Below are 17,747 nucleotides of genomic sequence, written 5' to 3' on the forward strand. Positions count from 1 at the left end.
AAACGTTACATGACGCGCAGAAATGTAATCTGGTCAGCTGAAATGTCGCGCGTCAGGCCACATGGCCGACCACGGTCGCGTCAGGCCTTTGCACAGGTAGACCGGCGTGTCCTGCTCCTCGTTGTCGAGGCCGACGCCGTTGTCGACGCGGGCTTTCTCCGCGCAGGTCTCGAACAGCCCTCGACCGCGCGGGCCGATGTCCACCAGGATCGCGGTGGTGGCGGTCTCGGGCGGGGGGCCGTACTCCCAGAGCTGGTTGTGGCCCGAGTAGACGCCCGGCACCCCCGCCCGGACCAGCGCGCCGTGCTCGCCGTAGTTGCCCGTCAGGACTGCCGTCCGCGCCTGCTCCTCGGGCGGGAGCGCGTCGCGGACTCCCTTGACCGCCGCGGCGAACTCGGGCCAGCCGACCGACTCGCGCGACACCTCGTTGACCGCCGCGATCGGGGTGGCGGCCAGCGCGGTCACCGGGATCAGCGGTAACGCGATCACCGCCGACCCGAGCCCGTTGAGCACCAGGAAGCCGCCCGCCGGCCGCACCCGCGCGCTCGCCGTCGCGCTCACGCAGCCCGCCGCGAACAGCAGCAGGATCAGCCCGGCCGCGTAGTCGAAGCGTCCGCCGCTGCTCAGCGTCAGCGCCGCCGCCACCGGGTACGCGATCGCCAGCGCCCGCACCCGCCGGTCCCGCCACAACCGCACGAACCCGAACGCCGCGAGCACCGACACCACCGGGCCGAACACGATCAGCTGCATCGGCACGAACAAGATGCGCATCTCGGCGCCCTTGTCCGCGCTGAGCGCCGCCGCCATCTCCAGCTGCGGCCAGCCGTTGGCCACCTGATAGAGAAGGTTCGGCACCGCGATCACCACCGCGACCAGCGCGCCGGCCCACAACCACGGGCCGGCCAGCACCCGCCGCGGCCCGGCGATCAGCAGCCCGGCCGCCAGTCCCACCACCAGCAGCGCGATGAGGTGCTTGTTGTAGGTGGCCAGCCCGATGACCATCCCCGCGGCGAGCCACCAGCGCGGCTGCTCGCGCAGCAACGCCTTCAGCACGAACAGGATGGCCGCCGCCCACAGCGGCAGGTCGAAGCTGGACGTCAGCATCGTGTGCCCGGCGATCAGCGAGTACGCGCCCGTCGCCGTGCCCAGCGCGACCAGCGTCTGCGCCGCCTTGCCGCCGTCCAGCTCCCGCGCGACCAGGGCCATGAGCACGACCAGGACGGCGGTGGCCAGCGCGGGGAACACCCTGATCCCGGTGACCGTGTCGCCGAACAGCGCGATCCCGGCCCTGGCCAGCATCGGCGTCAGCGGTGGCTGGTCCACGTAGCCCCAGGCGGGGTGCTCGGACAGAACGCGGAAGTAGAGCTCGTCGCGGTGATATCCATAACCTGGACTCAGCGCGAGCAGAACCCCGAACACCACGAACGCGATCAACGTGACCGACCGCCACGCTAAGGGCCGTTCCATGGACGCTAAAGTTAGATCCTTTGACGCCCCTTTGTCACTGCCGGGCGGTAACCGAGTTGCTTCATGATCCTCATGAAGTACGCCTTGATCTCGTCGGCGCTCTCGTCGTCGGGATGGGTGCCGAGATGGTTCAGCACCGCGCCGGTGAGGATGTCGTCTCCCAGCACGTCCACATCGACGTCCGTCGGCAGCTCCCCGAGATCCCGCGCCCGGGACAACATCTCCCGCACGTACGCCCGCCGCTGGCCGCCGTTGACCAGCCGGTACGTCCGGCCCAGCTCCGGATAGTCGTCGACCGTGCCGGTCAGCCTGCGCAGCAGCGTGCGATGGCGGGGAACCGCCAGGTGCGCCGCCCAGTCGCCGAACATGTGCTCGATGTCGCGCCAGCCGGTGAAGTCGGGATCGTGGTCGTGGTTGGCCAGCTCCAGGGCCCGCACCAGCAGCTCGGTCTTGCCGGCGAACCTGCGGTAGACCGTCGCCCTGGTCACGCCCGCCCGCCGGGCGACCTGCTCGATGCTGGTCTGGGCGGCGCCCAGCTCGATGAGCAGGTCGAGCGCGGCGGTCAGGATGGCGGTGTCCGCCTCCTGGCTGCGCGGCCGGCCGGGCGGGCGCGGGGTGCGCGTGGAGCCGGTCATGCCGGGCGGTCCCTGCCCGGCGGAGCGGATGGCGTCCATCTAGACCACGTCCCAGGTGACGGGGAGGCTGTGCACGCCGTAGATGAGCATGTCGGTGCGCAGCGGCACTTCGCCGGGCTCGACGGCCAGGCGCAGTGAGGGGAACCTGGCGAACAGCGCGGGGAAGCCCGCCTGCATCTCGACCCTGGCCAGCTGCTGCCCGATGCACTGGTGCACGCCGTGGCCGAAGCCCACGTGGCCGCCGCTGTGCCGGCGCAGGTCGAGCGTGTCGGGGTCGGGGAAACGGCCGGGATCGCGGTTGGCCGCCGGGATCGAGATGGTGACCGTCTGCCCGGCCCTGACCAGCTCGCCGCCCAGTTCGGCGTCCTCCAGCGCGGTGCGTACCAGGAAGGGGATGATGCTGAGGTAACGCAGCAGCTCCTCCACCACCTGCTCGGCCTTGTCCGGCTCGGAACGCAGCACGGCGAGCTGGTCCGGGTGGCGCAGCAACGCGAACGTGCCCAGGGCCAGCATGTTGGCGGTGGTGTCGAGCCCGGCGCCGAGCAGCATGAAGCCGATGTTGGCCAGCTCCTCGTCGGTCAGGTCGCTCCTGGTCAGGCCGCTGAGCAGGTCGTCGGTGGGCTTGGCCCGCTTGGCCAGCACCAGCTCCTTCATGTGCGCCTGCACCGCCAGGAAGGCGGAGATCTTCTGCTCCTGGGAGCTGTCCGGCCGCATGAGCGTGACGGCCTCGGCCTGGAAGCGTTCCCTGTCCTGGTCCGGCACGCCGAGCAGCTCGCAGATCACCACGGCCGGGACCGGCCCCGCGAACATCCGCACGAGGTCGGCCGGCGGGCCCTGCCGCTCCATGAGGTCGAGCTGCCGCTTGGTGATCTCCTCGATGCGCTCGGTGAGCAGGCGCATTCTGCGCACGGTGAACTCGCCGGTGAGCAGGTGGCGGTAGCGGGTGTGCACGGGCGGGTCGTTCGAGAGGAACATCCCGGGCGGCGCGGGCCGGGCCGGACCCTGGGCCGCCTGCGGGATGGGGATGTGCCGCAGCTCGGAGCGCGCGCTGAAGCGCCGGTCGGCCAGCACCTCGCGGACCAGGGCGTGGCTGGTCACCAGCCAGCCCTGATGGCCGTCGGGGTAGGCCAGGGGGGTGATGGGCCGCGTCTCGCGCAGTTTGGCCAGGTCCGCGGGCGGGTCGAACGGGGTGGGGCGCACGGTGGGCAGCGAGATCGCCTCGGCCTCGGTCATCTCGGGTCTCCTCTCGACCGATGACTACAGCAATACAGTACAGCTCTGTATTGAAATTCGTTCAGCGGGGGGTGAGGGCGGGTCGCGTTGCGCGATCATGATCGGGCGGTTAACCTGTCCCCATGCGAACTCACGCTCAGCTCCAGTGGTGGCGCCGCTTCTAGGCGGCGCGTGTTTCGCATTCCTCAACGGACGGCCGCCCCGGATGGCGGCCATTCTCGTGTCCGCCCCCGGGGCTCGGCATTTTTGACGTGGTAAGGGGCAGCTAGTGGAGACGAGCGGATATACCACCGCCGGGGGCATCGGTGTCGAGCGCGAGGCGCGCGAGGTGGACGAGGCGGCGCTCGAAGAGATCGTGACGGCCCTGGCGGAGCGGCGCGGCGGCGCCTTCTCCTCGGGCATGGACTACCCGGGCCGCTACAGCCGATGGGCGTTCGGCTACGTCGATCCGTGCCTGGAGCTGGTCGCCAAGGGGCGCACCATCTCGGCGACCGCGCTCAACGACCGCGGCCGGGTGGTGCTGCCCGCCGTCGCCTCCTGCCTGCTGGCCGCGGGCAAGCCGGTCGCCCAGCCCACCGCCGACCACGTGGAGGTGCACGTACCGGAGTCGGAGGACCTGCTGCCGGAGGAGATGCGCAGCCGCAGGCCCACCGTGTTCACCGCGATCCGCGAGGTCATCGCCGCCTTCAAGGGCGAGGACTCGCACCTGGGGCTCTACGGCGCGTTCGGCTACGACCTGGCCTTCCAGTTCGAGCCCATCAGGCAGGAGCTCGCCCGCCCCGACGACCAGCGCGACCTCGTGCTCCACCTGCCCGACCGGCTGGTCGTGATCGACCGGCAGCGCGAGACCAGCGTCGAATACCGCTACGAGTTCACCGTCGACGGCGCCACCACCCGCGGCCTGGACAGGACCGGCACGACCGCCCCGCCCGTCACTCCCGCCGAGCTGCCCGAGGACCCGGAGAAGGGCGAATACGCCAAGGTCGTCGCCGCCGCCAAGGAGAAGTTCAAGCGCGGTGACCTGTTCGAGGTCGTGCCCGGCCAGGTCTTCCACGCCACCTGCACCGACCCGTCGGCCTTCTACCGCGGCCTGCGCCACAGCAACCCGGCCCCCTACGAGTTCATCATCAGCCTCGGCCATGGCGAGCACCTGGTCGGCGCCTCGCCCGAGATGTACGTCAGGGTCAGCGGCGACCGCGTCGAGACCTGCCCCATCTCCGGCACCATCGCCCGCGGCAGCAACCCGGTCGAGGACGCCGAGGCCATCCGCACCCTCCTGTCGAGCGTCAAGGAGGAGTCGGAGCTGACCATGTGCACCGACGTCGACCGCAACGACAAGTCGCGCATCTGCGTCCCCGGCACGGTCAAGGTCATCGGCCGCCGCCAGATCGAGCTCTACTCCCGGCTGATCCACACCGTCGACCACATCGAGGGCCGGCTGCGCCCCGAGTTCGACGCCCTCGACGCCTTCCTCACCCACATGTGGGCCGTCACGGTCACCGGCGCGCCCAAGACGTGGGCCATGCAGTTCATCGAGGACCACGAGGCCACCACCCGCAGGTGGTACGGCGGCGCCATCGGCTTCATCGGCTTCGACGGCTCCATGAACACCGGCCTGACCCTGCGTACCGCGCAGATCAAGAACGGCGTCGCGGCCGTCAGGGCCGGGGCCACGCTGCTGTTCGACTCCGACCCCGAGTCGGAGGAGCGCGAGACCGAGCTCAAGGCCAGCGCCCTGCTCGGCGCCCTGGCCACGGTCAACCAGCCCGGCTCCGTGCCCGTCCCCGAGCCCAGGCCGCAGCCGGGCCAGGGCATGAAGGTGCTGCTCGTCGACCACGAGGACTCCTTCGTCAACACGCTGGCCGACTATTTCCGCCAGGAAGGCGCCGACGTGGTGACGCTGCGCCACGGCTTCCCCACGAACATGATCGACGACATCGGGCCCGACCTGGTGGTGCTCTCGCCCGGCCCCGGCTGGCCGACCGACTTCGGCATGTCGGCGCTGCTCGACCAGGTCTACGCCCGGGACCTGCCGGTGTTCGGCGTCTGCCTCGGGCTGCAGGCCATGGTCGAGCAGGCGGGCGGCACGCTGGAGCTGCTCGACTACCCCGAGCACGGCAAGCGCGGCCAGGTCTCGCGGCTGGGCAGCAGCGCGCTGCTCGACGGGCTGCCCGAGGAGTTCACCGCCGCCCGCTACCACTCGCTGCACGCCAAGCGGCCCGGCGTGGTCGGCTTCACCCCGACCGCGCTCACGCCCGACGGCAACGTCATGGCCATCGAGGACCTCGAACGGCGGCGCTTCGCCGTTCAGTTCCACCCCGAGTCGATCCTGACGCAGGAGGGCGGCGCGGGCGCGAAGGTCATCGCCAACGTGCTGCGCCTCGCTCGCAGGTAGGTAAAACGGCCGCCGGGGCGTGCGGAGCTCCCTTAGAGTCTCCGCATGCTCCCCGTAGACCTGCCCGACACGGTGCGTGACGCGCTGCTCGCCCCGCTCGTCGACCACCACTGTCACGGGGTGCGGCGAGACGACCTGACCAGAGCCGAGTTCGAGCTGCTCATCAACGCGGGCGGCAGCCCGGCGCCGCCCGGCACCACCCACTTCGACACGCCGTTCGGCGCGGCGCTGCGCCGCTGGTGCGCGCCCCTGCTCGACCTGGAGCCGCACGCGCCGCCCGCCGTCTACCTCGCCCGCCGGGCCGAGCTGGGCGCGGGCGAGGTCAACCGGCGGCTGCTGGCGGGGGCGGGGGTGGTGGCGTTCCTGGTCGACACCGCTCCGGACGAGACGGAGCTGCTGACGGCCGCCGAGATGGGCCGCCACGGCGGCGCGGCGGCCGACGAGCTGGTACGGATCGAGCGGATCGAACGCGACGTGGCCGAGACGGCCCAGGCGGCCGTGGACTACCTGGACAGCCTCGGCGAGGAGCTGGCCGCCAGGGCCGCCAGGGCCGTCGGGCTGAAGACCGTGATCGCCTGCCTGTGCGGGCTCGACTTCGACCCGTCCAGGCCGAGCAGGGGCTCGGTGATCGCGGCCGCCAACCGGCGCCTGGCCGAGCCCAAGGAACCGCCCTCGGACCCGATCCTGCTGCGCCACCTGCTGTGGAGCGCGATCGACGTGGCCAGGGAACGGGGGCTGCCCGTGCAGTTCCACACCGGCTTCGGCGGCTCGGGGCCCGGCCTGCACCGCACCGACCCGGCCAGGCTGAGCACGCTCGTCCGGGCGTTGCAGCCGGTCGGCGTGCCGGTGATCCTGCTGCACTGCTACCCGTTCCACCGCCAGGCCGCCTACCTGGCCAGCGTCTGCCCGCACGTCTACGTGGACGTCGGCGCGTCGGCCGGGGTCATGGACGAGCTGCTCGAGCTGGCGCCGTTCCACAAGCAGCTGTTCAGCTCCGGCTGCCGCGGCGTGGCCGAGACCGGCTACCTGGGCGCGCTCTCCCACCGGCGCGCGCTGGGCGCGGCGCTCGGGTCCAGGCTCGCCGCCGGGGAGTGGAGCGCCGCCGACGCGGCCAGGGTGGCCCACATGATCGGCTCCGGGAACGCCCGCCGGATATATCGCCTGTGAACTCGCCGGCGAGCCGGGACCTGATGGCCAGGTCACCGTTCCCGGGCGGGGCAGCGTGGAGTTCCAGGAGGCACTCTGGGGCGCCGGGCCGAGGCCCATACAGCCGCTGACCTGCCGTAGGCGCACGCCGTACGACTGCGAGGGGGCCGACTCGCGTCGAGCGGCGCGACCTGGTTTGCTTGGGCCATCACAACACCCAATCCGAGCGGGGGCTCCCCATGCGCACTGTCGAACCCGAGGTCTTCATCGTGGCCCGCCCACAGCTCGACTACGACGAGCTGGCCCGCTACCTGGGCGAGGTCGGCGGCGAGAGCTGGCTGGAACGGCTCGACCGCGGCGACCTCGACGCGCAAAACCTCGCCGAGTTCGCCGGCCGGCTCTGCTACCGCTCCTTCGAGCCGGGGCTCAACCCCAACGTGGTCAAGATCAGGGAGAACCAGGACGACTACCTGCGCAACATCCTGGCCAGCGCGCACGGCTCGGTCCTCGAGCACGTGAGCTTCAGCTTTGTGCTGCACAACGTGAGCAGAGTGCTCACCCATGAGCTTGTGCGACATCGCCCGGGTGTGGCGATCTCCCAGGAGTCGCTGCGGTTCGTCCGGCTGGACGAGCTGCCGTTCTGGTTCCCCGAGTGGGCGCAGGCCGACGAGGAGCTGATGAAGCGGGCCACCGCCGTGCTGGAGCAGCTCGAGCAGTTCCAGCGCTGGATGGCCGGCCACTTCGGGCTGGACGAGGAGGGTGTGAAGTTCTCGGAGAAGAAGCACCGCACCTCGTTCATGCGCAGGTTCGCACCCGAGGGGTTGGCGACCGGGCTGGTGTGGACCGCCAACGTGCGCACGCTGCGGCACACGATCGAGGCCCGCACCGCCGGCGGCGCGGAGGAGGAGATCCGGATGTTGTTCCAGCGCATCGGCGAGCTCATGCGCAAGGAGGCCCCCGCCCTCTTCGGCGACTACGTGGTCGAGGACGGGGCCTGGATCCCGGGCTGGCGCAAGGTCTAGGCGAGCGCCGGTAGCACGTAGACCTCGGCGCCCGGGGGCAGGGCGCAGTCGAGGCCGCCGAGGCCGCGGGCGTTCTCGCCGCACACGATCATGCTGATGTGGCGGCGGATGCGCCCGTAGTCGTCGCGCAGCCGCTCCTCCAGCAGCGGATGGGTGCGCCGGAGCATGTCGAGGGCCGAGCCCAGGGTGGGCGGGGAGTCGCGGTCGGCGCCGACGGCGAAGACCTTGACCTCCGTCCGCCCGCTCACCCACCGCCGCAGCGAGCTGGGCAGCACGAACACGACCATCGTCACGGGTTTCGACATCGACTAGAGCACCGCCGCGCGCACGGTGAGCACGTCGGGCAGGTGCCGGCCGACCAGCGACCAGGTCTCTCCGTCGTCGCGCGACCAGTGGACCTCCCCGTCGCGCGTGCCGAAGAACAACCCCGCCTCCGACGCCGTCATCGCGTCGCGCAGCACCGTCGCGTGCACACGCCCCTCGGGCAGCCCCTCGGAGAACGGCTGCCACGTCTGGCCCGCGTCGTCGCTGCGGAAGACCCGGTAGTGGTGATCGACCGGGGTGCGGTCGACGTCGGCGTGCAACGGCAGCACGTAGACCGTGTCGGGCCGCGACGGGTGCACCGCGATCGGGAACCCGAAGTCCGACGGCAGGCCGGCGCCGATGTCGCGCCAGCTCCCGCCGAAGTCGTCGCTGCGGTAGACGCCGAAGTGGTGCTGCAGGTAGAGCCGCTCGGGCCGGGACGGGTCCATGCCGACCTTGTGCACGCACTGCCCGTATTCGGGGTATTGCTGGCCCTCGGGCATGAACGGGGTGCGGATGTTCTGGTTGGCCGCCTCCCACGACAGGCCGCCGTCGGTCGTGCGGTAGAAGCCGCCGGTGGAGATCGCGACCCCCATGATCTCGGGGTCGGTGGGGTGGTTGACGATCGTGTGCAGGCACAGGCCGCCGCCGCCAGGCTGCCAGTGCTCCCGGTGCGGATGCTCCCACAGCCCTTCGACGAGCCGGTAGGTGACGCCGCGGTCCTCGGAGCGGAACAGCGCGCCCGGCTCGACGCCCGCCCACACCACGTCGGGCTCGGAGGGGGAGGGCACGAGCTGCCACACCCTCGTCAGGGTCGCCTCGGTCTTCTCGGGGAAGGCGATGGGTGGTTGCTCCGCCTCCCCCCATGTCTTGCCGAGGTCGTCCGAGTACATGACGGACGGACCGAAATGGCCGTATTCGATGCCGGCCAGCAGCCGGGGTGTGGTGCCGCGCGTGTCGATGGCCACCGAGGGCACCGCGACCGTGGAGAACTGGATCGGCTCGATCTCGAAGGGACCGCCGTCCGCCGAGCGGGCGAGGAACAGGCCCTTGCGGGTGCCGATCGCGAGCATTGCGTCACTCATTGCAGGCTCCCATGTTCGCTTGCGGCCCATCGTGCCACGCGGCACCGACAACTTCCGAGGACTGGGAGATTCGTCCCAGGAGGTCTGCCGCGGCCCCGCATTACCTGGCGGGTAATCGTGGCGCTTCCCTCCAAGCCGGTAGGTTGCCGGGTATGGGAGCGGTGGCCGTACGAGAAGAGTCTTTTGGTGAGTTGTTGCGGTCGTGGCGGCAGCGGCGGCGGGTGAGCCAATTGGACCTGGCCATCGAGGCCGACGTTTCGGCCCGCCACCTCAGCTTTCTGGAGACCGGGCGGGCCCGGCCGAGCCGCGAGATGGTGATGAAGCTGGCCGAGGAGCTGGAGGTGCCGCTGCGGCACCGCAACAGGCTGCTGGTCTCCGCCGGGTTCGCTCCGGTCTATCCCGAACGTGAGGTACGCGCCCCCGAGATGGAGGTCGTACGGCAGGCGCTCGACAAGATCCTGGCCGGGCACGAGCCGTACCCGGCGGTCGTCGTGGACGCGGCGTGGAATCTGGTGGCGGCCAACTCGGCGGCGGCCATGTTCATGGAAGGGGTGCCCGCCGAGCTGCTGAAGGATCCCATCAACGTGATGCGGCTGTCGCTGCACCCCGACGCGATGGGCGGCCGGCTGCTGAACCTGGCCGAGGTGCGGGCCCACCTGCTGCACCAGGTGCGCAGGCAGGCCGAGGTGTCCGGCGACGGGCGGCTGGCGGAGTTGCACGACGAGCTGGCGTCGTACCGGTATCCGGGGGTGGATCTGAACGTGGCGCACGTGCCGGGGCCGGCCGACATCCTGGTGTCGTTGCGGATCGCGGCCGGGGATCGGGTGTTGTCGATGTTCACGACGATCGCGACGTTCGGCACGCCGGTGGACGTGACGGTCTCCGAGCTGGCCATCGAGACGTTCTGGCCCAGCGACGAGGAGACCGCCGCGGCGTTCAGAAGGAGCTAGCGGGCGGTGGCCGGGAGGTCGGGGGCGGCCTCGCCGATCGCGACGGGCGCCTCGATGGCGATCGGGCCGAGCCCGCCGCCGGTGATCGGCAGGCCGCCCGTGACGGTGTAGGTGCGCATGTCGTACGCGCCCCCGGCGGGCGCCGCCGCGACCGTGAACGCCGCGTACGCGTTGCCGCCGGGCACGACCGAGGTGGAGATGTAGTCGCCCACCATGCGGCCCTGCGCGGTGTTCGCGAGCCAGTCCAGCGGCATCTCGCCGGATAACTCCTGGGGTTTGGACCAGCTCTGGCCGCCGTTGGCGGAGGAGGTGTAGCCGACCGTGAGCCGGCAGGTCGCGGCGGTGCAGGCGGCGTCGGGGTAGCGGTAGTAGGCGAGCGCGAGCCTGGCCGTGCCCCCCGAGCTGGTGCGGTCGACGCCGAGGCCGGGGATGAAGTGGTCCCCGCCGTCGGTGGTGACCCGCATGACATGGCCCCAGTCGGTCGCGGTGGCCGACCTGCTCAGCACGATGTCGTTGGCGGCGCAGCCGAGCTGGAAGCGGCAGTCGTGCCAGACGACGTACACGGTGCCGGCCGCGTCCGTCTCCGCCGACGGCAGTGGCGTGGCCCGCAGCCCGCCCGCGACCGGGTGCCGTTCCACCGTCGAGACCAGCACGCCGGCGCTCCAGCTCGCGCCGCCGTCGCGGGAGCGGAAGGCGCGGATCCGGTTGTCGTCGCTCAGGTACGGCACCACGACCATGCCGTCGGGCCGCACCACCGGCTGCCCGCCGAGCCCGGTGGCCGAGGTGCCGGTCACGGTCCAGGTCAGGCCGCCGTCGGACGAGCGGGCCATCTTGATCGCGTTGCCCGCGCCGTGGTCGTCGAACGCCGTGTGGCAGCGGCCGTAGAACGGGCTGGCCGGGGTGTTGTCGCAGACGATCCAGCTCTTGTCCAGGTCGCCCGCCTCCGCGACGGCGGTCGTGACCGGGTCGCCCCAGGTCAGGCCGCCGTCGGTGGAACGGCTCGTGAGGACCGCGGCCCCGACGATCCCGTCCGTGTCGGTGATCGCCAGGGACGAGATCAGCCAGACGCCGTGCCTGGCGTCGAACGCCACCGACGGGTTGCTGACCCGCTGGTACGGTCCGCCGCCGAACGTGGTGATCCCGGGCAGGCTGCCCTTCGTCCACGTGGCGCCGTTGTCGGGGGACGTCGCGACCGCGATGCCGGACGCCCCTGCGTCGAAGAACCTGCCCGCCTGCTGCGCGACCACGATGGTCGTGCCCGACTGGAACGTGTCGGGCCCGGCCTGCGTGCCGTGCTGGCTGGTGGCGTTGGCGTAGGGGTCGGCTCCGAGATCTGTCAGCGGCACGGCCGCCGATGCGGAGGCGGAGGTGAGGAGCAGCGTTGTGATGACGGCCGGTACGATCAAGAGCCCGCCGATTCCTCGGCGCCTGGCGGGGGATGTCACGGGCAACCTCCACATGGCGTGTCAAATTCCACAACGCACCCTTCAACCTCCGCTGTCAACCTCCTGATCAGAAGACGGACGTCTTCGCCGTGAAGATCTCCTGCTCGTTGGCCGGGTCGGCCTGCGGCAGGGACGCCGTGCAGCTCTTCGGCGGCACGCCGGGCACCCCCGTCCCCGGGCACGGGAACAGGGCGGCCGCGCGGGTGTCCGCCCAGGCCGGGTACGCGCTGGTGGCGGTGGCCGACACCTGGATGTAGTCGCCGTAGAACAGCCCGCCGAACTGGGTGGGCGGCGGCATGCTCGACGAGGTCACCCGCTGCGTCTGGAACCCGCCCCCGGAACGCGTGGACAGCGAGACGTCGGAGAAGCCGGTCCTGGCGTCGTCGCCGTACTGGCGGTCGTAGTAGGCGACCACGTACTTGCCCGCCGGCGTGTAGTCGGCGCCGTGCCAGAACTGGTCGGTGGTCCGCTGCCCCGGCCGGTCGGTGACGGACGGCAGGGTACGCACGTCGGCGGCGGTCCCGGCGAAACTGGCGCCCCCGTTCGTGGACTCGGAGACCACGATGTCGTTGTTGCAGCCGCCCTTCACCCCCTGGTACAGCGGGTTGCCCAGCGGCCCGGTGAACCCGGCGGGCACGCAGCCGGAGGACTCGCGGGAGTTGCGGCCGACGAACGACCCGTAGGCCACCGTCACCTGCGCCGGGTTCTTCGGGTTCACGTTGACGTAGGGGTAGTTGGCCGCCCGGAACACCGAGTTCGTGGTCGTGCCCTTCTCCGGCACGCACGCCCGGCCGGGGTCGGCCCCGCCCTGGTAGGTGGCGCAGTCGGGCAGTTCGAAGTAGTCGCCCACCTTGACCGGCGCGGAGTAGGTGGCGCCGCCGTCCGTGGACTTGGCCAGCAACATCTGCAGGTGGTTGTCGCCCGCGCCGGTCGGCGTCGTGTTGGAGTTCGCCCACACCACGTAGAGCGCGCCGTCCGGCCCGACCGAGGGGTGCGAGAACTGGTTGACGTTGCACGTGCCGCGCGGCGCCGGGATGCCGAAGGTGTTGGCGCACAGCGCCGAGTTCCCGCTGACCAGCACGGGAGCGCTGAACGTCTCGCCGTAGTCCGCCGAGTACGCCCCGAAGATGTACGCCGTCCCGTCGGCGTCGAACGTGGTCCACGTCACGTACACGCGGTCCCTGAACGGGCTGGCGGGATAGTGGTCGACGGCCATGAGCTGCTTGTCCAGCAGCACGTCACCGGCTCCCGCGAGGTCCTCGTGCTCGGCCACCGGCCGCCCGGCGAAGTTGAACGAGGCGCCGCCCGTCCCGGTGGAGCGGAAGACGTACATGGCGCTCGACTGGTCGGGGTCGCCGGTCACGGCGTTGCCGCGCTTGAAGGCCAGGCACGACAGGTACGCGTTGCCGCGGCTGTCCCAGTCCATCGACGGGTCGCCGCCGCCCTGCCAGTACTCGCGGGCGAACCCGCCGAACGCCGTGCCTCGGGTGAAGCCGTTCGGCACGGTCGCGTCGGCCCAGGTCGAGCCGCCGTCGCCCGAGTACGACACGCCGCAGGTGCCGTCGCCGCGCCGGTAGTCGTTGTAGGCGGACACGATCTGCTTGGCGTTGTTCGGGTTGGCCGCGATCCAGGTCTCGTTCTGGGCCTGCGAGCGCCCGTGCAGGTCGGGGTCGGTGAGGTTGGCGCAGTTCTGGTTGACCTTGACGTTGTCGCCGCGGCGGGCGTCGCAGTCCTGGGTGGCGGGCCGGGAACCGGTCAGCGCGCGCCGGGCCGCGCCTGACCGGTCGGCCAGCGCCTCGACGAGGGCGCCTGAGGCCAGGCGCTGTTGCCAGGGCTTGAGATCCTGGTAGCCGAAGCCCTGGGCGGTGGCCGAGGGCCCGGCTAACGACGTCGTCGCGAGCACGAGAGTGCCGGCGGCGACCAGAGTGAGGGCATGCCGGAGTCGCATCCTGCCTCCAAAGAGACGGTCGGAACCGAAGCCGGGTTCTCCCCGACAGCCGTTCCACCCCTTCGCAGGAAGGACCCGAGAACTGGACGGTAAGCCCGCCTTGCCCCGCCGCCAAGGCCCAGGCGTGACCTCATGCGGACATTTCGGTAAATGTCATCTCTCGCCCTGGACGATGTCCCGGTGAATGCGTGACAGGGGCACGCCGTCGATCTGCAGGCGGCGTACCGTCTCGTTGACCATGGAGGGCGGGCCGCACACGTACACGTCGTGCTCGGCCCAGGAGTGGAAGCGCTGCGTGACCTCGGGCAGACAGCCGCGCATCCCGTCGTACGACAGCTGGTCCGACACCACCGGCAGCACCCGCAACCAGGGGAACGACGACTCCATCCTGATCAGGTCGGGCAGGTCGTACAGCTCCTCGGCGGAGCGGGCGCCGTACAGCAGGTGGATGTTGGGGCGGCGGCCGGAGGCGACGATGAACTCGATGATCGCCTTCAGCGGTGCCAGGCCGGTGCCGCCCGCGACGCAGAGCACGTCGCGCAGGCTGCGCTCGCGCGGCGCCATCGTGCCCATCGGCGGCCCCAGCAGCAGCGTGTCGCCGATGCGGGTGTGCCTGGTCAGGGTGGTCGACACCCAGCCGCCGGGGACCGAGCGCACGTGCAGCCTGATCGTGTTGTCCGGGCGCGGCGCGTTCGCGATCGAGAACGTGCGCCAGACTCGCGGCCAGCGCGCGGTCTGCACGTTGATGTACTGCCCAGGCGTGTACGGCAGCCGCTGCGTCGGCCGCAACGTGAGCACCGCGATGTCGCGATGGCGTTGCTCGTGGTCGATGACCTCGGCCAGCCACCAGGCGGGGGAGACCCCGGAGTCGCACTCGGCCGACTCGATCATGAGATTGGCGGCGGCCGTGTACGCCGACACCCAGGCCGCCTCGATCTCGTGGTTCCAGACGTCGGCGGCGAAGCGGCGGATCGTGGCCAGCAACGCGTTGCCCACGGCGGTGTAGTGCTCGGCGAGCACCCCGTATTTACGGTGGTCCCGTCCCAGCTGGCCCAGGAACGCCGCCAGGCTGTCCGGGCTGTCCAGGCTCCACACGATCCGGGTCAACGCGCTGAACAGGCGGTCCCGCTGCACGTCCATGGCAGGCGGGAACATTCCTCGCAAGTACGGATTCTCAGCGAACAACCGGCCGTAGAAATAGGCCGTGGCCTGGTCGGCCATCGGCTCGACGACGGAGAAACTCTCCTTTACCAGGCGCGGATTCAACGACATGTATCCAACCCCACTTTTTTGACCGGAACATGACCGGAATGGCATTCCGGCCTTGTCGTTCACCTCCCTGACGGTTCCGGGTCGTGAGCGCACGGAGGGCCCCGGCTCATCCCATGCGCTCAAAATTGAGTCTTACACCACCGATGACCCGTCACAACCGTTTCCCCCCAATACGGTGCGAAGCAGAACTATCAGTGGTCGCGTCGTGATTCTCCGCGTTCGGCGTTCACCTCGTTTCGGACAGCAAATGCGAATATAAGTCATATTCGCTTTTATTGCGGCAGCTCTTCGGGAAGGTCGAAGCAGCGGAACACGCCCGGGTCGAGAAATCCCGCGATCTCGGTGATCCGCCCGTCGCGCAGGCTGAGCACGTTGACCGCGCCGAGCGGGCACGTCGGCCCGCTCCCAGGCGGCCACGAACGCGCCGGCCAGCTCGCGGCTGGGCCGCGGCCAGGACCTGGGGATCAACTCCGGAGGTCATGCTGCTCCTGGGCCGTCGCGATGTCCTTCGCCGAACGGGCGATCCACTCGACCAGGCCGCACAGGTGCGCCACGGCCTGCCGGCCGAGCGGTGTGAGGGAGTAGGTCACCTTCGGCGGCGTGGTGGGCTCGACGAACCGGTCGATCAGGCCGTCCCGGCCCAGCACCCGCAGGTTCTGCGAGAGCATCTTCTCGCTGATGCCGCCGATCCGGTCGCGCAACTGGTGGAAGCGGAGCGGGCCGTCCTTGAGCGCCACCAGCACGAGCACGCCCCACCGGCTGGTGATGTGGTCCAGCACCTCCCGCCCGGGGCAGTCGGAGTTGAAGAAGTCCTCTATGTCCATGCCAGGAGCTTACTTTAGGGTACGTACTTACGAAAGGTAAGCCGTAGCCCGTAGCGTTACGGGACATGAGCACATTGACCGTGGACATCTGGTCCGACCTCGTCTGCCCGTGGTGCTACGTCGGCAAGCGCCGGTTCGAGACGGCGCTGGCGGGCTTCTCGCGGCGCGCGGACGTACGGGTGCGGTGGCGCAGCTTCGAGCTGGACCCGGGCGGCGGCACCGAGCCCGTCCTCACCCTCCCCGAACGCAGCCACCGCGACCTGGGCGGCACCCGCGCCGAGACCGACCGCCGCATGGCGATGCTCACGGAGCTGGCCGCCAAGGAGGGCCTCACCTACCGCCTGGACCGGGCCCGGGCGGTGAACAGCTTCGACGCCCACCGCCTCATGCACTACGCCGACCACGAGGGCAGGGGCGAGGAGGTGCGCGAGCACCTCATGCGCGCCTACACCGCCGACGGGGCGATCCTGACGGACAGGGACACCCTGGTCGGCATCGCCGCGGACGGCGGTCTCGACCCGTCGCAGACGCGCGAGATGCTCGAGCGAGGGGACTTCGCCGACGCCGTCAGGGCCGACGAGCGGCGCGCCATGGAGCTGGGCGTGTCGGGCGTGCCCACGTTCGTCTTCGCCGAGCGTTACGCGGTCTCCGGGGCCCAGCCGGTGGAGGTCTTCGCCCAGCTGCTCGACCGCGCCTGGCGGGAGCTCGCCCCGTCCGCCGGCGACGGGGTGTGCGCGGTGGAGGGCTCCTGCTGAATCGGTTCCGTCCTGGCCCGACGCCGTTCCCGTCGGGGCGCGGCGGGCGTACCATCCGGCCATGGCAGCCCTGCATCCCAGGCGGGTGGCCTGGGAAGGCGCGCGGACGTTCGTCTACGCCGCGAACACGGACGCCTACTGGTGGCTCAGCGACACGGTCGGCCACTACCTCGGGATCATGTACCAGCTCCAGCTGTGCGAGACGCGGCTGCGTTTACAGGCCGAGGCGGACGCGCTGTACGCGGAGGCGGGGGCGTGGCGGGCCCGCCTGGACGACCTGCTCGACACCCACCCCGCCACCGCCTCGATCCTCACCCAGATGATCAACGAGACGACCTCCCGCCTCCCCTGAGGTGCCGGGTGCCGCGCGCTTCACCTGGCCCGATCCCCAGCGATCTTCGTTCCAGGGCGCGAAGCGGACGAAAGGCCGGAAGTCCGGTGCCGGGGGAGGCAAGTGGTAGGCGGGGATCTTTGGGAGGGGTGACATATCGGAAAGAGAGTGCGCCATGATGGGGCATGTGGCCGTCACCTCGACCGGGGCTGATGGCGGCACGAACTCCACCCTGCCCCCTGGAGATCGCATGACCCGACCGCTGATCGGTATCACCGCCTACTTCGAGGCCGCCCGCTGGAGTGACTGGGTGCGGGAGGCCGTACTGTCCCCGCCTTCCTACGCCAAGGCGGTCGGACGGGCAGGGGGCGCGCCCGTGGTGCTGCCGCCGCTCGGCCTGCACGCTATCGAGGACTACGTACGCGGCCTGCAGGGCGTCGTCCTGGCCGGCGGCGTGGAGCTGGCCGCCGCCAGCTACAACGGCGAGCAGGACGCCAGAGTGCCAGAGGCGCAGGCGCACCGCGACCGGTTCGAGCTGGCCCTGGCCAGGGCCGCGGTCAAGGCCGACGTGCCGATCCTGGCCATCGCCAGGGGCATGCACGTGCTCAACGTCGCTCAGGGCGGCACGCTGATCCCGTGGCTGCCCGAGGTGCTCGACAGCGACCGGCACGCCGAGCCCGGCGCGGCCCACACGATCCAGGTCAGCGTGACCAGCAAGCTCGGCAAGGCCGTCGGCGACCGGGTCGAGGTCACCGCCCCGCACCACCAGTCCGTACGCAGGCTCGGCAGCGGCCTGCTGGCCGTGGCCTGGGCCGAGGACCAGATCGTCGAGGGCATCGAGCTGCAGGGACACAGGTTCGGCGTCGGCGTGCAGTGGCACCCGGAGCGGGCCGACGACCGGCTCTTCGATGCGTTCATCGAGGCGGCCCGCTAGGC

Annotated in this window: 16 protein-coding genes; 7 read left to right on the forward strand and 9 right to left on the reverse strand. The window is 70.7% G+C overall.

Translation table 11 applies throughout. The annotated features are described in order from the left end of the window. Positions 1-33: 33 nt before the first annotated feature. Genes ACFLIM_RS29175 through ACFLIM_RS29185 form a run of 3 tightly spaced genes read right to left on the reverse strand, consistent with a single transcriptional unit; the run spans position 34 to position 3,335 of the window. Positions 34-1,467: a glycosyltransferase family 39 protein gene (locus ACFLIM_RS29175; protein WP_393170839.1), complete on the reverse strand. Its 1,434-nt coding sequence runs from the start codon at positions 1,465-1,467 to the stop codon at positions 34-36. Between the two features lie 11 nt (positions 1,468-1,478). Next, positions 1,479-2,141: a TetR/AcrR family transcriptional regulator gene (locus ACFLIM_RS29180; protein WP_393170841.1), complete on the reverse strand. Its 663-nt coding sequence runs from the start codon at positions 2,139-2,141 to the stop codon at positions 1,479-1,481. Continuing rightward, on the reverse strand, positions 2,142-3,335 hold the full coding sequence (locus ACFLIM_RS29185; RefSeq protein WP_393170845.1) for a cytochrome P450: 1,194 nt from the start codon (positions 3,333-3,335) through the stop codon (positions 2,142-2,144). A gap of 268 nt (positions 3,336-3,603) precedes the next feature. Here ACFLIM_RS29185 and ACFLIM_RS29190 point away from each other — a divergent pair, with 268 nt between their 5' ends. From ACFLIM_RS29190 to thyX, 3 genes are all read left to right on the forward strand, one after another. Then, positions 3,604-5,730 carry an anthranilate synthase component I gene (locus ACFLIM_RS29190; protein ID WP_393170847.1) on the forward strand — a complete coding sequence of 709 codons (2,127 nt, stop codon included), beginning with the start codon at positions 3,604-3,606 and terminating at the stop codon, positions 5,728-5,730. A 45-nt stretch (positions 5,731-5,775) separates the two neighbouring features. Beyond that, complete coding sequence (locus ACFLIM_RS29195; RefSeq protein ID WP_393170849.1) at positions 5,776-6,897, forward strand: amidohydrolase family protein; 1,122 nt, start codon at positions 5,776-5,778, stop codon at positions 6,895-6,897. A gap of 218 nt (positions 6,898-7,115) precedes the next feature. Beyond that, entirely contained in the window at positions 7,116-7,898 is a 783-nt protein-coding gene (gene thyX / locus ACFLIM_RS29200; RefSeq protein ID WP_393170851.1) for an FAD-dependent thymidylate synthase, read from the forward strand. On the opposite strand, the gene ACFLIM_RS29205 is transcribed toward thyX, so the two are convergent. Both ACFLIM_RS29205 and ACFLIM_RS29210 read right to left on the reverse strand, forming a co-directional pair. Next, entirely contained in the window at positions 7,895-8,203 is a 309-nt protein-coding gene (locus tag ACFLIM_RS29205) for a hypothetical protein (RefSeq protein WP_393170853.1), read from the reverse strand. The genes thyX and ACFLIM_RS29205 overlap by 4 nt on opposite strands. Positions 8,204-8,206: 3 nt before the next feature. Then, a complete protein-coding gene (locus ACFLIM_RS29210; RefSeq protein WP_393170855.1) occupies positions 8,207-9,286 on the reverse strand; it encodes a WD40/YVTN/BNR-like repeat-containing protein in 1,080 nt (359 codons plus the stop codon). Positions 9,287-9,438: 152 nt separating this feature from the next. Here ACFLIM_RS29210 and ACFLIM_RS29215 point away from each other — a divergent pair, with 152 nt between their 5' ends. Then, positions 9,439-10,236 carry a helix-turn-helix domain-containing protein gene (locus ACFLIM_RS29215; RefSeq protein WP_393170857.1) on the forward strand — a complete coding sequence of 266 codons (798 nt, stop codon included), beginning with the start codon at positions 9,439-9,441 and terminating at the stop codon, positions 10,234-10,236. On the opposite strand, the gene ACFLIM_RS29220 is transcribed toward ACFLIM_RS29215, so the two are convergent. The 4 genes from ACFLIM_RS29220 to ACFLIM_RS29235 form a co-directional block, all read right to left on the reverse strand. After that, positions 10,233-11,642 (reverse strand): sialidase family protein, encoded by a 1,410-nt coding sequence (locus tag ACFLIM_RS29220; RefSeq protein WP_393170859.1) that lies wholly within the window; start codon positions 11,640-11,642, stop codon positions 10,233-10,235. The two genes, ACFLIM_RS29215 and ACFLIM_RS29220, sit on opposite strands and share 4 nt — an antisense overlap. 106 nt (positions 11,643-11,748) lie before the next feature. Next, positions 11,749-13,629 carry a sialidase family protein gene (locus ACFLIM_RS29225; RefSeq protein WP_393170860.1) on the reverse strand — a complete coding sequence of 627 codons (1,881 nt, stop codon included), beginning with the start codon at positions 13,627-13,629 and terminating at the stop codon, positions 11,749-11,751. 153 nt (positions 13,630-13,782) lie between these two features. Next, positions 13,783-14,901 (reverse strand): globin domain-containing protein, encoded by a 1,119-nt coding sequence (locus ACFLIM_RS29230; RefSeq protein ID WP_393170862.1) that lies wholly within the window; start codon positions 14,899-14,901, stop codon positions 13,783-13,785. A 464-nt stretch (positions 14,902-15,365) separates the two neighbouring features. Then, positions 15,366-15,725, reverse strand: coding sequence for a winged helix-turn-helix transcriptional regulator (locus ACFLIM_RS29235; RefSeq protein WP_393170864.1), 360 nt, complete (start codon positions 15,723-15,725; stop codon positions 15,366-15,368). A gap of 65 nt (positions 15,726-15,790) precedes the next feature. On the opposite strand from ACFLIM_RS29235, the gene ACFLIM_RS29240 reads away from it, so the two are divergent. The 3 genes from ACFLIM_RS29240 to ACFLIM_RS29250 all read left to right on the forward strand — a co-directional run bounded on the left by ACFLIM_RS29240 (position 15,791) and on the right by ACFLIM_RS29250 (position 17,745). Beyond that, positions 15,791-16,480, forward strand: coding sequence for a DsbA family oxidoreductase (locus ACFLIM_RS29240; RefSeq protein WP_393170866.1), 690 nt, complete (start codon positions 15,791-15,793; stop codon positions 16,478-16,480). Positions 16,481-16,541: 61 nt separating this feature from the next. Beyond that, positions 16,542-16,832, forward strand: coding sequence for a hypothetical protein (locus ACFLIM_RS29245; protein ID WP_393170868.1), 291 nt, complete (start codon positions 16,542-16,544; stop codon positions 16,830-16,832). A 229-nt stretch (positions 16,833-17,061) separates the two neighbouring features. After that, a complete protein-coding gene (locus ACFLIM_RS29250; protein WP_393170870.1) occupies positions 17,062-17,745 on the forward strand; it encodes a gamma-glutamyl-gamma-aminobutyrate hydrolase family protein in 684 nt (227 codons plus the stop codon). The last annotated feature ends 2 nt before the right edge of the window (positions 17,746-17,747 follow it).

This window comes from Nonomuraea marmarensis (assembly GCF_043197025.1).
Classification (GTDB): Bacteria; Actinomycetota; Actinomycetes; order Streptosporangiales; family Streptosporangiaceae; genus Nonomuraea; species Nonomuraea marmarensis.